The following is a 15,300-nucleotide window of genomic DNA, read 5'->3' on the forward strand; positions in this document are numbered from 1 at the left end:
ACTCAGCGACCGGTGAAATTGGGTGGCCGCTTGTCGAGAAATGCGCGGCAACCTTCGTGTGCGTCTTCGCTGTCCAGTACCAGGCCGATCATTGCCTGCTCATGTGAAAGCGCCGAGGCGAGAGGCATCTCGAGCCCATCGCGCAGCGTACGCTTGAGCAGCTTGAGCGTCAGCGGCGACTTCTGCGCAATCCTGGCGGCCATACCCAGCGCTTCATCCAGCAGATCGGCTCGCGGCACGGCGCGATTGCACAGACCGATCGACACCGCTTCGTCGGCGTCGATCTGTTCGCCGACGAACATCAGTTCCTTCGCGCGGCACAGCGGAATCTGCCGAATCAGGCGTTGCGAACCACCGGCGCCGGGAAACAGGCCGAGCGTGATCTCCGGCACACCCACGCGGGCCTCTTTCGCCACCAGACGGATGTCCAGCGCGAGCAGCAGCTCAGTGCCGCCGCCTAGCGCCCAACCGTTGACCGCCGCGATGGTGGGCTTGTCGGTCAGCTCAAAACGACGGAACACGCGATGGATCACTTCGGCGAACTCCTGGTAGTGAGCGAGTCCACGCCGGCTGTCCAGATCGCCGATGTCGCCGCCCGCCACGAAGGCACGCTCGCCGCTGCCCGTGACGACGATCACGCGAATGGCGGGGTCGTTCTCCAGATCGGTGAGCGCTGTTTCGAGCTGAAGCAAGGTCGCAATATTCAACGCATTGAGCGCCTTCGGCCGGTCGATCGTGATCAGACCCACGGCGCCGCGTCGTTCGCATTGCACCAATGTTTCGGTTTCGGTCATGGAATACTCCCTGTTATTCAGTTGAGCGTTTCGCGAGCCACGGCGACGATTTTTTCAGCATCAACCGCGTAGCCTTTCTCAAGCGAACTGGCAAATGGAACCGGCATGAATGGCGCGCCGACCCGTCGCACGGGCGCATCGAGGTCGTCGAAGCCTTCGTCCGAAAGCGTCGCGGCGATTTCGGCGCCGACGCCGAAGGCACTTACCGCCTCGTGCACGATCACGGCCCGATGCGTGCGTGCCAGCGAGGCGAGCACCGCCGCCTTGTCCCACGGCTGGATCGAACGCAGATCGATCACCTCGGCCTCCACGCCCTCGGCGCCAAGGGTACGCGCGGCATCGAGACAAGCGGCAACGGTCGCGCCATAGCTCACCAGCGTGAGATCGCGCCCCGCACGAACGATCGAAGCCTCGCCGATGCGACCGACAACCGGTTCGACCACCCCTTTGCGGGCATACAGTCCCTTATGCTCGACGACGATCACCGGGTCGGGGTCCGCGATGGCCGCTCGCAACAGTGAGTACGCATCCTGCGGCGTGGACGGACAGACCACCTTGAGTCCCGGTACGTGTGCGAGCCACGCTTCCAGGCACTGCGAATGTTGCGGACCCGCATTCATGCCGCCACCGTGCGGCGTGCGCAACACCATTGGCACGCTGCCCTGGCCACCGAACATGAAACGCGCCTTGGACGCCTGATTCACCAACGCATCCATCGCCAGCGTGATGAAATCCATGAACATGATTTCGACGACCGGGCGCATGCCGGTCAGCGCGGCGCCCACCGCCGCGGACACGATCGAAGCTTCCGAGATCGGCGTATCCCGCACGCGTTGCGGACCGAACGCATCTAGCAGTCCACGAGTCGCTTTGAACGAGCCGCCGGCGGCCGCAATGTCCTCGCCCATCACCATCACGCTTTCGTCGTCCCGCAAACTGTCGTGAAGCGCCTGCGCGACAGCCTGCGCATAGCGAATCTCCGGGGCGCTCATACAATGGCCTCCCGCCCGGTGTAGACGTCGCGACTCGCCTCGTCGAAGTCGGGCAACGCGTCCGCACGCGCCGCTTCGATCGCTGCCTCGACGCGAGTCAACACAGCCCGGCCGATCTGATCGATCTCACTCGCGGACACGCCGGCCGATTCCAGATGCGTGTGCATCCGTTTCAGCGGGTCCTTCCCCGCCAGACCGTCCAGCTCGGTCGGGTCACGGTATTTCTGCGGATCGCCTTCGTAGTGCCCCCGCACCCGATGCGTGACGCACTCGAGCACGAACGGTCCGGCTCCGCTGCGCGCGGCGGCCGCCGCAATCCCCGACGCTTCGCTGACCGCGACCGCGTCATCGCCATCGACCCGTTTATAGGCAATGCCGAAGGCGCCTGCCAGCGCTTCGAGGCGGGCGGCGAACTGCCGTTCGGTGGGCGAGAATTCCGACCAGCCGTTGTTTTCGCAGACCAGCAACAGCGGCGCCTTCCATAACGCAGCCATGTTCATCGTTTCGTGCAGTACGCCTTCGGCCATCGCGCCATCGCCGAAAAATGCGACCGCAACGCCGCGGGTCTTGCGCACGTGATGCGCCACCGCGCTGCCGAGCGCGATCGGGATACCGGCGCCCACGATGCCATTCGCGCCGAGCACCCCGAGCGCCAGATCGGCGACGTGCATCGAGCCGCCGCGCCCCTTGCACAAGCCTCCCACGCGTCCCATGATTTCCTTGAAAAACCCACCGACGTCGATGCCGCGAGCCAGCACGTGACCGTGTCCACGATGCGTGGTCGCCAGCGTGTCCTGGACTTCGAGCACGCTCGCGACGCCGGCGGAAACGGCCTCCTGTCCGAGACTCAGGTGAATGAAGCCCGGCACCTCGCTGTCGGCAAAAAGACGGCTCAAGGACAATTCGACCTCGCGCACGAGCACCATCGTTCTGTATATATCGATGAGCTTCCGACGGTCCGCTTCGAGCGCCGACGGTTGCCTGCTGGAAGACCTGCTCATGGATTGTCCTCAGTTATCCCGCTCTGTTATTTCGAAACGTCGCCGTGCCGACGATGCGCTCGGCGCCATCGTCGCCCTTGACCCATACGCTATAGCGGCCGGGCTGGTCCGCCTGCTCCTCGCCCCCCGCGTGCACGCGTTCGCCGACTACGACCGGCTTGATAAACCGAACATCCAGTTCGACACGCTCCAGCGCATCCGGCCCGAACGTCCGGTACAACGCTTGCCACACGAGGCCGAGCGTCATCGTCCCGTGGACGATGCATTGGCGCAGCGGCGTGCAGGCCGCGAACGCCGGGTCCAGATGAATGGGATTGAAGTCTTCGGTCAGCTCGGCATACGCCTGCGTGACAATGGCGTCCGTCGTCAGCGACACTTTCTTGAGTTTTGCGATCATGCTCAGGCCGCCCAGATGAGACTCATCACGCCGACGAACAGCGCGCGGCCGTCGCCGGATTTGCCGCGGACCTGAAGATCGACATAGCGCCGCTCGCGTTTGAGTTCTTTCGACAGGCAGGTCACGGCCAGATTGATCCGGTCGCCGGGCCGCGGCAGGCTGTCGATCGTCAAACGCTGGCGCGCATGCAGATTGCCCGGCGGCCTCGGCGTCACGACGTGCAGATAGCCGCGCATCATCAACGCGGTGGCGATGCTCGCGGCCTCGGCGGCGCTGCAGGCGTCGTCCGGCCCGAAGATGCGCTCCCACGACCGCGACAGCGATTTGCAATAAGTCAGCGTCGTGGCGCCGAGTAACACGCCCGGCTGGAAGTGTTCCCACAGAATCGGTCTGTTCACTCGACCACCTCGGCATGCGGCACCGCGATCCCATCGAGCTGACGGAACCCGATCGACACACGCGAGCCAATCTGCAGCGCCGCGCTCGCTCCTCCGCTCACGTTGACCATCAGACGAAAGCCCTCGTCCATGTCGACCAGGGCGATCGCGTACGGCAGTTCGCTCCTGAATGATTCGCTGGGCGCGCGATACACGATCGTGAAGGTCAGTACGGATCCCCGGCGGTCGGAATCCAGCCAGTTCAGATCGAGACTCTGGCATTCGCTGCACAGTGCGCGCGGGATCAGTTGCACAGCGCCGCAACGGGCGCATCGTTGATAACGCAGCTTCTCTTCCGCACAGCTTTCCCAGAAGGGAGCGGTCTCGGCGGTAGCGCGCGGCAATGGGCGAGACATCAATGAGCTCCCAGAACGAGCGAGCAATGCGCGGACAGAATGCCGCCATCGCCGTGGACGAATGCGAGCTTCGCGTCCTCGACCTGACGGGCGCCGGCGTCGCCGCGTAGTTGATGGACCGCCTCGACCGCGTGGAACATGCCGCCGGCTGCGCCTGAATGGCCGTACGAAAGCAAGCCGCCGTGCGTATTGCACGGTAGACGGCCGCCCAGGCCCAGCTCGCCACGCGCGGCCGCGACGCCCGCCTCGCCTCGCTCGAAAAAACCCATCGACTCGAGCTCCACCGCCAGCGTGATGGTGAACGAGTCGTAGATTTCGGCAACGTCGATCTCGGCCGGACCGACGCCCGCCCGCGCGAACGCGCGCTGCGCGGAAGCCTTGCAACCGAAACTCGTGAGGCTCGGCGCGGCGATGATGTGTTCGTGCGTGTGTCCCTGCCCGGCGCCGAGCACGACGATGGGCGCGACGCGCGTGTCGCGCGACGCTTCGCCGCTGCTGATGACGAGCGCCGCGCCGCCGTCCGAAATCAGGCAGCAGTCCAGCATGTGCAGCGGCGTGGCGATCGGCTTCGACGCGAGCACGTCGGCCACGGTAATCGGCTCTTGCCTGTGTGCTTTCGGGTGACGCGCCGCGTGGCGCCGCTGCTCGACCGCGATCGCGGCCAGTTGCTCGGACGTGACTCCGGTTTCGTGCATATAACGCCGCGCCACCAGCGCGTATGAAGCGGGCACGCTGATGCCGAACGGGCGCTCGAACTGCGGATGCCCCACTTCGGCGAGCGCCGCAACGGCGCCGTCGCGCGACAGGCCACTGAGCCGGTTGTCGCCCGTGACCACGAGCACGTGCCGGCATTGCCCGCTTGCGACGAGCGCAGCGGCCTGCATGACCATGATGCAGGCGGTGGCGCCGCCCGCCTGCAGCGCCGCGCAATAGCCCGGATGGATGCCGAGCGCCTCACAAAAAACGGAACCGAGCATCAGATGCGGCTCGGTGAATGAATAGGCGCACAACACGCCGTCGATGTCGGCTAGCCGGAGGCCAGCGTCACCGATCGCACCGAGCGCCGCTTCCGTGTGCAGCGACATGCAACTGCTACCCGGCAACTTCCCCACTGCCGTGTCGTAGGCGCCCGTGATGAAGGCGTTCATTGTCATGGCTCGCTCGTCTCCCGGATCGTCGGTCAAAGCCGACTGCGATAATTCTCTATACAAAACATAATTCGTTGTGTCGAATGGTATAGTCGGCTTTGCAGGACGTCAACAAGAAGTTCGTCGGCTGCGGGTCGAGTCCAACAGGGTTCGAATGGATTCCTCTCTGGAACAGCCGAAATTACACTGGTGCAGCGCAATCGAGCAGGCGATCTAGCGGACGGGCGCGCATCGCCGCGTGGGGAATCATGCCGCCGCCCACCCGGATACCCGTCCCAGATGCGCACGAATACAGAGGTTGACGCCAACGATTTCGCGTTACTATAATTTGCTTCAGCGAATTATATTCGCTATAACGAATAAATGACGTTGAGGACTATCAGCGGACCGACCAAACAGGAGAGTCCGCCTGCTCTCGTAGCTGTTAAAAAAACGCGCAGGAGTCGCATCAATCGCGCGAATACAAGGAGACACCATGCAACGCGCTCGTTTCGTGACCATCGCGCTCGTGCTGACGCTGGCGTGCTACGCCGCGGCCGCCGAGGCCGTGGTCAAGGTCGGTGTGGTCATTCCGCTGTCGGGCATGACGTCGCAAATCGGCGACAAGGTCAAGGCGGCCTACAGCCTCGCGCAACAGGAAATCAATGCCGCCGGCGGCATCAATGGGGAGCCGTTGCAGTTCGTCTTCGCCGACCACCAGGGCAAGCCGGACGTCGGCGCGCGCGAGGCCGAACGGCTGATCGAACAGGACAAGGTGCAGGCGCTGACTGGTTCCTATGAGAGCGGCGTGACACTGGCGGTCGCGCAGGTGGCCGAGCGCCGCAAGGTTCCCTACCTCGTGCCGTACTCCGCCGCGGACCGCATCACGGAATCGGGCTTCAGGTACACGTTCCGCACGCGTCCGCCGTCGCGCGTCTGGGTCGACACGATGTTCGACTACCTCGCCAGCGCCGCGGCGCAAAGCGGCAAGCCGTTCAACACGGTGGCCATATTGTCGGAAGACGGCGCGTATGGGCAAGGCATCGTCGAAGACATCAGGCAGTCCGCCGCCGCCCACCACAAACAGATCGTCGATGTCGAAACGTTTCACGGCGGCGCGCAGGATCTGACTGCGCAAATCAGTAAAATCAGGGCGTCGGGCGCCGACGCGATTCTGGCCGCGTCCTATCTGAACGACACGATGAAAGCCGTGCAGACGATGAACATGCTGCAGTTCCGGCGTCCGTACATGACGATCGGTACCGGCGAGATCGATGCCGGTTTCTTTCAGCTCGGGCCGCTAGCGGAAAACCAGGTCGGTACGACCGCGTGGCTGCCCGATATCAAGGTGCCCGGCGCAGCCGATTTCGCCGCGCGCGTGAAGAACGCGCTGAAGATCGACGCGAACGACGATGTCGCCTATGCGTACTCCTCGGCGTATGTCTACAAGGAAGCGGTGGAAGCCGGCAAGTCCGCCGCTCCGGAAGCCGTGCGCCAGGCGCTCGCCACGCACACGTTCACTTCCGCGCGCGCGAACCTGGTACCGCACCAGGGAGCCTATCTGAAGTTCGACGCCAAAGGACAGGCCAATACCGTCATCCTGGCCGCGCAGGCGCAAGGCGGCCGCTGGGTCACCGTCTGGCCGGCGGCACTGGCCGGCGCGTCGAACAGGCTTGGCCAGTGGGTGCCCGGCAACCGCTAGGTGCGCCTTTCTCTCTCAGTCATCGCTTATCCCTATGTACATAGTCATTGCGCAGGCGGTCATCGACGGGTTGCTGAATGCCGGTATTTTCGGCCTGGCGGCGGTGGGTCTCACGCTGTTGTTCGGCGTGATGCGGGTCGTGAACTTCGCCCACGGCGACCTGTTGATGGTCGGCATGTACGCGACCTACGTGCTGTACAGCGCCGGTCATATCCATCCCTATCTGTCGGCCGTCATTGTCGTGCCCGCGCTCGCGCTGCTCGGCGTGGCCATGTATCGCTTCCTGCTGCGTCCGCTCTCCGGCGCGCCCGAGCACGCCCAGTTGCTGGTCACGCTCGGACTCTCCATGGTGCTGCAAAACGTCGTGCTGTCGCTGTTCGGCGCGGATTTCCGTTCGATCAACGTGCCGGTCAGCAACGAGGCGTTCGAGCTCGGCGCGATCGTTCTGCCGGCCGCGCGTCTGTATGGCTTTGTTGTCGGCATGGGCGCGTGTATCGCCCTGTACCTCTTTTTGCGCTACACGGACTTCGGCGTCATCACGCGCGCGGCAGTGCAGGATCGCACTGCCGCGGCGCTCGCCGGTATCGATGTCGAGCGAGTGCTGGTGATTTCCACGGCAATCGCGGTGGGCCTGCTCGGTCTCGCAGCCGCGTGGCTGGTGCCGATGGTGTATCTGTCGTCCGAGGTGGGCCACACGTACCTGCTGCCCTCGTTCATCATCGTCATTCTCGGCGGCATGGGCAGTGTACGCGGCGCCATTCTCGGATCGATCGTCTATGGTCTGAGCCAGAGCCTGGGAGCCGTGCTCGTACCCGGTTCGCTGGGCATTCTCGTGCCGTTGATCACCTTCGTCGCGCTCTTGCTGGTTCGGCCGAGCGGCCTTTTCCGGGGAACCGTATGATTTCCAGAAGCATGGCGTTGTGCACGACGGTGATCGGCATCGCGGTGCTGGGGTTGCCGTGGATCGGCAACAGCTTCGCCGTCACGACAGCGATCGCCGTACTCTACCTGGCTTACCAGGCCCTTGCATGGAATCTGACCGGCGGGCTCGCCGGCCAGTTTTCGCTCGGCAATACGATCTTTATCGGTGCCGGCGCCTATACGTCCACATACCTCTTCCTGACCTTCGGTCTGTCGCCATGGTTCGGCCTGATTGCCGGCGCACTGCTCGCGGTGGTGCTCGCTTATCTGATTGGCCTGCTCACGTTCCGGCTGAACCTGCGCGGCCTGTACTTCGCGATGGTCACACTCGCGCTGGCGCAGATGGTTCAGGTACTGGTCGAGAACATGCCGTCCCTTGGTGGTGCCTACGGTCTGCTGATTCCCGTGCGCGGCACCAGCTTCGCAGCGTTCCAGTTCGAATCTCGCGCAGCGTATTACTACATCGTGCTCGGCATGGTAACGGGCGCCGCGTGTCTGATGACCGCCATTCGACGCGGACGTGCTGGCCTCATGCTCGACGGACTGCGGGAAAACGAGAACGCGGCACGCGCGGTCGGCGTGCCGATCGTGCGCAACATGCAGATCGCGTTCGGGCTCAGCGCGTGCCTCGCGGCGGTGGGCGGAACCTTCATCGCGCAGTACACCCTTTTCATCGACCCCAAGTCCACCTTTGCATGGACCGAGGCGGTGTATTTCCTGCTGCCCGCCGTCGTCGGCGGTTCGCGCCACTGGTGGGGTCCGGTGATCGGCGCGATTCTGCTCGGCGTGGTGTCGGACGGCACGCAACTTCTATTCGGCGACTCGATCAAGGGCCTTCCACAAATCATCTACGGCATCGTCGTGATCATCGTTGTGATGCGCACGCGCGTCGGCATCGCGGACTGGTTCCTGCAACAGTGGCACGCGCGCCAGCACGCGGCGCAAGACACCGCACCGGAGAAATCTCGTGGCGCTGCTTGAAGTCAACCATCTCACCAAACGTTTCGGCGGCCTGACCGCGGTCAACGACGTATCGTTCTCGGTCGACGAGCATCAGATTCTCGGCGTCATCGGTCCCAATGGCGCCGGCAAGAGCACCCTATTCACGCTGCTCACCGGCTTCACGCGCCCAAGCGCGGGCGAGTGGTCGATCGCCGGCGTATCGCTGCACGGACGCAATCCGGAGCAGATCTGCAAAGCCGGCATCGTGAGAACGTTCCAGATCGTTCAGCCGTTCTGGAGCATGAGTGTGTTCGAGAACGCGATGGTCGCGGCCGTACATCGGAGCCGGTCACGAGCCCAAGCTCGCGAACTGGCGGAAGAATCGCTCGCCTGGGTCGGACTGTCGGCGAAACGCGACTATCCCATCGGCAGTCTGACGATCGCCGACAAGAAAGCGCTTGAAATGGCCAAGGCCTGCGCGTCGGGCGCCCGTGTCATCCTGCTCGACGAAGTCATGGCCGGCTTGCGGCCTGGCGAAGTCGACCGCGTCGTGCAGACCGTGCTCACGCTGCGGCGCGAACGCGGCCTCACCTTTCTCGTCGTCGAACATCATATGGATGCCGTCATGACCCTGTCCGATCAGATCCTCGTACTCAATTTCGGCGCGTTGCTCGCCAAAGGAACGCCGGAACAGATCCAGCGCGACACGCGGGTCCAGGAAGCGTATCTGGGAGTGACGCTGCATGCTTGAACTCATCGACGTGCATGCCGGCTACGGCGACACCGAAATCCTGCACGGCGTCTCGCTCGAAGTGCGGGCCGGTACGCTGGTTGCGCTGGTGGGCGGCAATGCCGCCGGCAAATCGACACTTGCGGGCAGCGTCGCCGGAACCGTTCCGGTGCGCGGCGGGCGAGTTCTGTTCGAAGGTCGCGACCTTGCGTCGTTACGCGCCCACGAACGCGCGCGGGCCGGTATCGTGCTCGTGCCGGAAGGTCGCAAGCTGTTTCCCCAGCTCTCGGTCGAGGAAACCCTGTTGACCTCCTCCTCGTTCGCACCGGCGCGTACGCATCGCAAGCAGAACATCGAGCGGATGTATGCGCTCTTTCCGCGTCTGGTCGAGCGGCGCAAGCAACTCGCCGCCACCATGTCCGGCGGCGAACAGCAGATGCTGGCGATCGCCCGTGGTCTGATGTCGGAACCACGATTGCTGATTCTGGATGAACCGTCACTGGGTCTTGCGCCCATGATGGTGGAGCAGATCTTCGTCGCGGCGCAGGCCTTGCAGGCGCAGGGGCTGACCATCCTGCTGATCGAACAGCATCTGAACGAAGCCTTGAAGCGCTGCGACTTCGCTTACGTCGTGGAAAACGGCTGTGTGGTGCTGTCGGGCTCGGGATCCGAACTGCTTGCCGATGCCCGACTGCGCGAGGCCTACCTGGGCAAGTCCGGTCGCGTCGCGGCGTAGAGACCGCGCAGGGACCGCTGGCCGTCCCTCGTATGGATCCCGCAGCGTGAGCGTTCAGGCCGCCCTGACCCGCCCGGAAATCGCTCGGGAAGCCTCGATTGCGCGCGCTCCCAGATCTTCTCCGAGCGCCCGGATGGCCGCCCGGTTGAGCTGGGCGCTGAAGCTCACGGCGCTGATCGCCATCACCGCGCGCTTGTTCGCGTCGATCACGGGCGCTGAAACAGTGGTGACGCCTTTCACATAATTGCCGTTGTCGACCGCATAGCCACGCTCCTTCACGTCCTGAACCTCCGCGTAATACTCTTCGAACGACGGCGCGTTTTCCCAGCGAAAACTTTCGATGCGGGTACGCAGCTCGTCCGCGCTGAGTTCCGAATAGGCGGCCATGCAACGGCCCAATGCGGCGAGGTACATGGGCAGGCGTTGCCCGATGCTCATGTGGACGCGCATTGCCGCGGGATTGTCCGCGAGGTCGACGAGTACGACGCGCTCATTGCGAGTGCGCTCCCATAGCGTTGCCGTCACCTTATGCTGTTGCGCGATGCTTTCGAGTTGCGGCCTGAGCAACCGCGCGAACGACGCCTGATCCAGTGCGCCCTTCGCAAGCTCCACCAGACCGATGCCGATGGTATAGGTCTTGGTGCGCTCGTCGAATGTCACCAGACCTTCGTGCACGAGGGTCTTGAGAAGGTTGAAGCAGGTGCTCGAGTTGAGTTCGAGGTCGCGCGCGACTCGCGTGACGCCTACCGGTGTAGGCATCCCCGCGAGATAGCGCAGCACGGCAAGGCCACTACTCAGCGCGCCGACGAGTTTTTCTGCCACTGGAATTTGAGACATGAGACGTAAGTGGTCCGCTTGTTCTGACCTGACGGTCGTGGTTGAAAAATGAAGCACCAGGACGTTTCGGATACTTGAGAGATTGACGCGGCCGAAACACTATCACTATAATTCCCTACAGCGAATTCTATTCGCAATAAAGAATAAAAGCCATCCCTAAAGCGGAGCGCCTGGTTCGTGAGATGAACCGGGGCCTGCTTGCCGGGGCATGTCATAGCTGGTGAAAAAGGCGCGTCCATGCGCGCACCCAGGAGACTTCATGCTACACGTCGCCACTCTTCATTGCCTCGTCCCGCCCGGGAAAGTCCGGCTGATATGCGCATACGAATCCTGTTCGATCTCACCGGCCGCGCAACATGGAGGAAGTGAACACAATGAATGATCTGAACGAATTCACCTATCCGCACTTCCTCGCGCGGCAGAGGCGCGAGCGACCCGAGGGTCTGGCGGTGAGCACCCCCGGGCACCAGGCCACGTGGCGGCAACTCGCCATCGACGTCGAGCGGCACGGCGCGGCGTTGCAGTCGCTTGGCATTATTGCGGGCGCGAAGGTCGGCATTCTCATGCCGAACGGTTATGAGTGGGTTGTATGGGCTTATGCCGCCGCAAGCATTGGCGCGGTCGTCGTCCCGCTCAATACGCGCTTTCTCGCCGCTGAGCTCGCCTACCAGCTTGCCACGGCGGATATCGAGATTCTGGTGCTTTCGCCGATCATCGGCGACACGGATTTCCTGGCCATCGTTGCAGCGATGGTTCCTGCGTTGAGCGAAGCACAACCAGGCGCCTGGCGAAGCGAGACGCTGCCTCGCCTGCGCCATATCGTGACGACAGGCACGAGCACAACTTTCGTGGGCGAACTGAGTGCGGGGAGCCTGACGGCCTCGCCCATCGACCCTGCGGCAATCATCCGGGTGCACGAAGCGGCAGCGAAGGTGAAGCCTGACGATCCCGTGCTGATCCAGTTCACATCGGGCTCCACTGCGCTGCCGAAAGGCGCGATGCTCAGCCATCAAAGCACGTTGCGTAACGCGCACGACGTTGCGGCTCGCCTTCACATCACGCACGCCGATCGCATCTTCGTGCCGGGGCCGTTCTTTCACGTTGGCGGACTGACGCTCGGTATGCTGCTGGGTTTGTCGACCGGTGCGCCGATCCATACACTCGCGCGCTTCGATCCGGCCGCCGTCCTGGCGACCATCGCGCGCGAGCAAATCACCGTCTATAGCGGCGTCGATTCGCTATTCATCACGCTTTACAAGTATCCCGGGTTCCGTCGCGAGGCGATCGCGTCGGTAACCAAAGGCTGGATCGCCAGCAGCCCCGACATTGTGCGCATGGTGCAGACGGAGATGGGACTGACCGGCATCAGCAACGTATTCGGCATCAGCGAGGCGTCGCCGAACGTGACGATCGGCGACCTCGACGAGCCGCCCGCATTGCGGGCAGCGACTTGCGGCCGGCCTCATCCCGGGTGCGAGGTGAAGATCGTCGACCCGGCGACAGGTGAAACCGTACCCGCGGGCGAATCCGGCGAAATTCTCTACCGTGGCTACTCGCTGATGTTGGGTTACTACAACAACCCCGCGGCGACCGCAAAAGCGATCGATGTCGACGGCTGGCTGCACACAGGCGACCGGGGCATCCTGCGTGCGAGCGGTCACCTCGAATATCACGGTCGCATCAAGGACATGCTGCGTGTCGGCGGAGAGAACCTGGCGCCGGCCGAGGTCGAAGAAGCGCTGTGCCGCCATCCAAAGGTGCGCCAGGCGGCTGTCATCGGTTTGCCCGACGAGCGCCTCGTGGAAGTGCCCGCCGCCGTCGTCGAACTGAAGGAAGGCGAAACCTGTTCCGCGGAAGAGATCACCGCGTGGTGCGCGGCGCGGCTTGCCGCGTTCAAGGTACCGCGTGTGATCGCGTTCGTCGAACAGATGCCGATGACGGGCAGCGGCAAGATACAGAAGACCCGAATGAAACAAGAAGTATTCGGCATCTCAACCTCTCAATAGGTGTGAGCGCAATGGCACTTCCTGATTCCGGTGTTGAGCGCAGCGCCGACGGCGCGCTGCTGATCGAAGTCATCGACAACGTCTTGCGTCTGACGCTCAATCGACCCTCGCATCGCAACGCGATCTCAGCCGCCATGTTTCGCGCGATCGTCGATGCAGTTGCCGCGTCCGCGAACGATCCGCGGGTTCGCGTCATCGAGATCCGTTCGGCATTGACGGCCATGTTCTGCGCGGGTGCCGACGTGGCGTCGCTGTCCGATCCCGCGCCCGATGCACTCACCGTCGGCTTTCGGCATCTGGAAGACTGCGTCGCCGCATTACGGGACTCGCCCAGGCCGGTCGTGACCGTGGTGACCGGCGACTGCCTCGGGGCGGGCTGCTCGATCGCGGCGGCATCCGACGTTGTCATTGCAAGCGAGGATGCGCGCTTCTGCCTGCCCGAGATTCGCCTGGATCTGGCGCCCGTGCTCGCGGTCGCGGCTCTCCATCGCGTCGTTCAACCGCGCCGGCTGGCCTTGTGGGCGGCCACGGGCCGTCTGTTTTCCGCGCGGGAGGCATTCGAAGGCGGTCTGGTCAGTGAAGTCCACCCGCTCGCGGCAGCGGAAGCCGCGGCTGTCACCGCCGTTGCCGAACTCTCACGGCCCAGCAGTTTCACGCTCGACCGTCTGAAACGCACACTGGCACTGCTCGCGAACTCGCATGCGCCCGATGAGGCGCAACTTTTCGAACTGATGCTTTCGAGCGCGACCCATCCCGCCACCCAGGCCGCGGTTGCGGCGTTCCTCGCCCGCAGACAGAACAAACCGGACAATAGGGCCGCCTAGCCAGAAGCCTTTTCGAAGGACACGCTGAACGCCGTCGGGCAACGCGCCTTCGTATTTTTCCAACCCTCCCGACCGGCAGAGTTGATGTGCCGCGCCCTGCGGCGCACCTGGAGAAAACATGAACAAGATCCTTATCGTCGGCGCACTGGGCGCGGTTGGACAATGCGCGCTCGAGCACTTCGAATCATTGCCCGAGTGGCAGGTCGTCGGCGCGTCGCGCCGCAAACCCGTCTTCCCGACGAAGGCCGAATGGGTGTCGGTCGACCTGCGTGATCGTGCCGATTGCGAGGCTAAACTCGGCCAGTTGCGCGACGTCACGCACATTGCGTACACGGCCGTCTATGAGAAGGCGGATGTCACGCGCGGTTGGTCCGAGATGGACCATGTGCAGATCAATCTCGACATGTTGAAGAATTGCATAGAGGTCGTTGAAAAGGCATCGACCAATCTACGTCACATCACGATGCTGCAGGGGACTAAAGCCTATGGTGGACATCTCGGCCCATTCAGGCAGCCCGCGCGAGAGAGCGATCCGCGCTACATGGGTCCGAACTTCTATTACCCGCAAATGGACTGGCTGGCCGAACAGCAAAAGGGTAAGGACTGGTCGTGGACGATTCTGCGGCCGCAGATCGTGTGCGGCATCGCACTGGGCAGTCCCTTGAATATCGTCTCCGCGATCGGCGTGTATGCGGCCATCTCTCGCGAGTACGGCATACCGTTGCGTTTTCCGGGCGGAGCGTCGCGCATTGGCGAAGCCACCGACGCGCGCCTCATTGCGAAAGCGATGGCATGGGCCGGCACGCATTCCGCCGCCGCGAATCAGACGTTCAATATCACCAACGGCGATGTGTATGTGTGGGAAAACATCTGGCCACGAATCGCAAAGCTGTTCGACATGGAGACCGCGCCGGCGCATCCCTTCTCGCTCGCGCGAGTCATGCCGCAAAACGAGCCGATCTGGGACAAGATTGTTCAGAAGTACGATCTGGCGCCGAACACTTACGCGGAGATCGTGCCGTCGTGGCAATTCGCCGACTTTCTGCTGGGCTATGGCCAGCGGCCGAATCCGCATCACATGAGCACCATCAAGATCAGGCAAGCCGGTTTCAACGATTGCATCGACAGTGAAGAAATGTTCGTCGAGCTAATCTCCGATTTACAGCGCCGCCGTGTGTTGCCCGCTTGAGGAAACCTGGTACCGGCGATGCGCGTCCGTGGTCACCGCTCCACAGCCGACTCAACCGTTGGGGCCCCGTCACGGACTCGAATTGCTTCGTATGGCGGGCAGTTCGGTTCCCATTGTGCTGATATGGAAGGTGGCCCGCATCTGCCACCGCTTCGGCACGGGAGCGGTCCGATACTCGCTCCGATTCGGGGAGACTCGAACCCGCCCTCACCGATGAATCTGGACGGTCGTTCAGGCTCGCGATGGGCCTGCTTTTCAACGTTCGCAGTTGAGCCCGAAGAGGAATCCGGCCGTGATTTGATGGTCGCT

General features: G+C 63.3%; 16 protein-coding genes. 8 read left to right on the forward strand and 8 right to left on the reverse strand.

Translation table 11 applies throughout. The annotated features are described in order from the left end of the window. Nucleotides 1-2: 2 nt before the first annotated feature. The 7 genes from BXE_RS40720 to BXE_RS40750 are packed head-to-tail and all read right to left on the reverse strand — an operon-like array spanning nucleotide 3 to nucleotide 5,131. The gene (locus BXE_RS40720; RefSeq protein ID WP_011493985.1) at nucleotides 3-794 is read right to left on the reverse strand and encodes an enoyl-CoA hydratase/isomerase family protein; all 792 of its coding nucleotides are present in this window, start codon (nucleotides 792-794) and stop codon (nucleotides 3-5) included. A 17-nt stretch (nucleotides 795-811) separates the two neighbouring features. After that, on the reverse strand, nucleotides 812-1,786 hold the full coding sequence (locus BXE_RS40725; protein ID WP_011493986.1) for an alpha-ketoacid dehydrogenase subunit beta: 975 nt from the start codon (nucleotides 1,784-1,786) through the stop codon (nucleotides 812-814). Continuing rightward, nucleotides 1,783-2,787 (reverse strand): thiamine pyrophosphate-dependent dehydrogenase E1 component subunit alpha, encoded by a 1,005-nt coding sequence (locus BXE_RS40730; protein ID WP_011493987.1) that lies wholly within the window; start codon nucleotides 2,785-2,787, stop codon nucleotides 1,783-1,785. Before BXE_RS40730 ends, BXE_RS40725 begins: the two co-directional genes overlap by 4 nt. A 13-nt stretch (nucleotides 2,788-2,800) precedes the next feature. After that, a complete protein-coding gene (locus BXE_RS40735; protein WP_011493988.1) occupies nucleotides 2,801-3,184 on the reverse strand; it encodes a MaoC family dehydratase in 384 nt (127 codons plus the stop codon). A 2-nt stretch (nucleotides 3,185-3,186) separates the two neighbouring features. Beyond that, on the reverse strand, nucleotides 3,187-3,582 hold the full coding sequence (locus BXE_RS40740) for a hypothetical protein (protein WP_040123495.1): 396 nt from the start codon (nucleotides 3,580-3,582) through the stop codon (nucleotides 3,187-3,189). Next, nucleotides 3,579-3,977 carry a Zn-ribbon domain-containing OB-fold protein gene (locus BXE_RS40745; protein WP_011493989.1) on the reverse strand — a complete coding sequence of 133 codons (399 nt, stop codon included), beginning with the start codon at nucleotides 3,975-3,977 and terminating at the stop codon, nucleotides 3,579-3,581. Before BXE_RS40745 ends, BXE_RS40740 begins: the two co-directional genes overlap by 4 nt. Further along, complete coding sequence (locus tag BXE_RS40750; protein ID WP_011493990.1) at nucleotides 3,977-5,131, reverse strand: thiolase family protein; 1,155 nt, start codon at nucleotides 5,129-5,131, stop codon at nucleotides 3,977-3,979. The genes BXE_RS40745 and BXE_RS40750 overlap by 1 nt, the downstream gene beginning before the upstream one ends. Nucleotides 5,132-5,600: 469 nt before the next feature. Between BXE_RS40750 and BXE_RS40755 the strand changes: the two genes are divergently transcribed. Genes BXE_RS40755 through BXE_RS40775 form a run of 5 tightly spaced genes read left to right on the forward strand, consistent with a single transcriptional unit; the run spans nucleotide 5,601 to nucleotide 10,135 of the window. Then, entirely contained in the window at nucleotides 5,601-6,806 is a 1,206-nt protein-coding gene (locus tag BXE_RS40755) for an ABC transporter substrate-binding protein (protein ID WP_011493991.1), read from the forward strand. A 34-nt stretch (nucleotides 6,807-6,840) separates the two neighbouring features. Then, entirely contained in the window at nucleotides 6,841-7,707 is an 867-nt protein-coding gene (locus tag BXE_RS40760; RefSeq protein ID WP_011493992.1) for a branched-chain amino acid ABC transporter permease, read from the forward strand. Continuing rightward, nucleotides 7,704-8,708 (forward strand): branched-chain amino acid ABC transporter permease, encoded by a 1,005-nt coding sequence (locus BXE_RS40765; RefSeq protein WP_011493993.1) that lies wholly within the window; start codon nucleotides 7,704-7,706, stop codon nucleotides 8,706-8,708. The genes BXE_RS40760 and BXE_RS40765 overlap by 4 nt, the downstream gene beginning before the upstream one ends. Continuing rightward, nucleotides 8,695-9,420, forward strand: coding sequence for an ABC transporter ATP-binding protein (locus BXE_RS40770; RefSeq protein ID WP_011493994.1), 726 nt, complete (start codon nucleotides 8,695-8,697; stop codon nucleotides 9,418-9,420). The genes BXE_RS40765 and BXE_RS40770 overlap by 14 nt, the downstream gene beginning before the upstream one ends. Further along, nucleotides 9,413-10,135, forward strand: coding sequence for an ABC transporter ATP-binding protein (locus BXE_RS40775; protein WP_011493995.1), 723 nt, complete (start codon nucleotides 9,413-9,415; stop codon nucleotides 10,133-10,135). Before BXE_RS40770 ends, BXE_RS40775 begins: the two co-directional genes overlap by 8 nt. 54 nt (nucleotides 10,136-10,189) lie before the next feature. On the opposite strand, the gene BXE_RS40780 is transcribed toward BXE_RS40775, so the two are convergent. Then, nucleotides 10,190-10,972, reverse strand: a complete 783-nt coding sequence (locus BXE_RS40780) for an IclR family transcriptional regulator (protein ID WP_011493996.1) — start codon at nucleotides 10,970-10,972, stop codon at nucleotides 10,190-10,192. Nucleotides 10,973-11,346: 374 nt separating this feature from the next. Between BXE_RS40780 and BXE_RS40785 the strand changes: the two genes are divergently transcribed. From BXE_RS40785 to BXE_RS40795, 3 genes are all read left to right on the forward strand, one after another. Continuing rightward, nucleotides 11,347-12,978: an AMP-binding protein gene (locus tag BXE_RS40785; RefSeq protein WP_011493997.1), complete on the forward strand. Its 1,632-nt coding sequence runs from the start codon at nucleotides 11,347-11,349 to the stop codon at nucleotides 12,976-12,978. An 11-nt stretch (nucleotides 12,979-12,989) separates the two neighbouring features. Next, a complete protein-coding gene (locus BXE_RS40790) occupies nucleotides 12,990-13,802 on the forward strand; it encodes an enoyl-CoA hydratase/isomerase family protein (RefSeq protein ID WP_011493998.1) in 813 nt (270 codons plus the stop codon). A gap of 118 nt (nucleotides 13,803-13,920) precedes the next feature. Continuing rightward, nucleotides 13,921-14,991: an SDR family oxidoreductase gene (locus BXE_RS40795; protein WP_011493999.1), complete on the forward strand. Its 1,071-nt coding sequence runs from the start codon at nucleotides 13,921-13,923 to the stop codon at nucleotides 14,989-14,991. The last annotated feature ends 309 nt before the right edge of the window (nucleotides 14,992-15,300 follow it).

It is taken from the genome of Paraburkholderia xenovorans LB400 (genome assembly GCF_000013645.1).
GTDB lineage: Bacteria > Pseudomonadota > Gammaproteobacteria > Burkholderiales > Burkholderiaceae > Paraburkholderia > Paraburkholderia xenovorans.

Coding starts and splice junctions, on each gene's coding strand:
- BXE_RS40755 (WP_011493991.1), top strand. CDS start 5,601: ATGCAACGCGCTCGTTTCGTGACCATCGCGCTCGTGCTGACGCTGGCG.
- BXE_RS40780 (WP_011493996.1), bottom strand. CDS start 10,972: ATGTCTCAAATTCCAGTGGCAGAAAAACTCGTCGGCGCGCTGAGTAGT.
- BXE_RS40745 (WP_011493989.1), bottom strand. CDS start 3,977: ATGTCTCGCCCATTGCCGCGCGCTACCGCCGAGACCGCTCCCTTCTGG.
- BXE_RS40730 (WP_011493987.1), bottom strand. CDS start 2,787: ATGAGCAGGTCTTCCAGCAGGCAACCGTCGGCGCTCGAAGCGGACCGT.
- BXE_RS40790 (WP_011493998.1), top strand. CDS start 12,990: ATGGCACTTCCTGATTCCGGTGTTGAGCGCAGCGCCGACGGCGCGCTG.
- BXE_RS40725 (WP_011493986.1), bottom strand. CDS start 1,786: ATGAGCGCCCCGGAGATTCGCTATGCGCAGGCTGTCGCGCAGGCGCTT.
- BXE_RS40775 (WP_011493995.1), top strand. CDS start 9,413: ATGCTTGAACTCATCGACGTGCATGCCGGCTACGGCGACACCGAAATC.
- BXE_RS40735 (WP_011493988.1), bottom strand. CDS start 3,184: ATGATCGCAAAACTCAAGAAAGTGTCGCTGACGACGGACGCCATTGTC.
- BXE_RS40795 (WP_011493999.1), top strand. CDS start 13,921: ATGAACAAGATCCTTATCGTCGGCGCACTGGGCGCGGTTGGACAATGC.
- BXE_RS40785 (WP_011493997.1), top strand. CDS start 11,347: ATGAATGATCTGAACGAATTCACCTATCCGCACTTCCTCGCGCGGCAG.
- BXE_RS40750 (WP_011493990.1), bottom strand. CDS start 5,131: ATGACAATGAACGCCTTCATCACGGGCGCCTACGACACGGCAGTGGGG.
- BXE_RS40720 (WP_011493985.1), bottom strand. CDS start 794: ATGACCGAAACCGAAACATTGGTGCAATGCGAACGACGCGGCGCCGTG.
- BXE_RS40760 (WP_011493992.1), top strand. CDS start 6,841: ATGTACATAGTCATTGCGCAGGCGGTCATCGACGGGTTGCTGAATGCC.
- BXE_RS40765 (WP_011493993.1), top strand. CDS start 7,704: ATGATTTCCAGAAGCATGGCGTTGTGCACGACGGTGATCGGCATCGCG.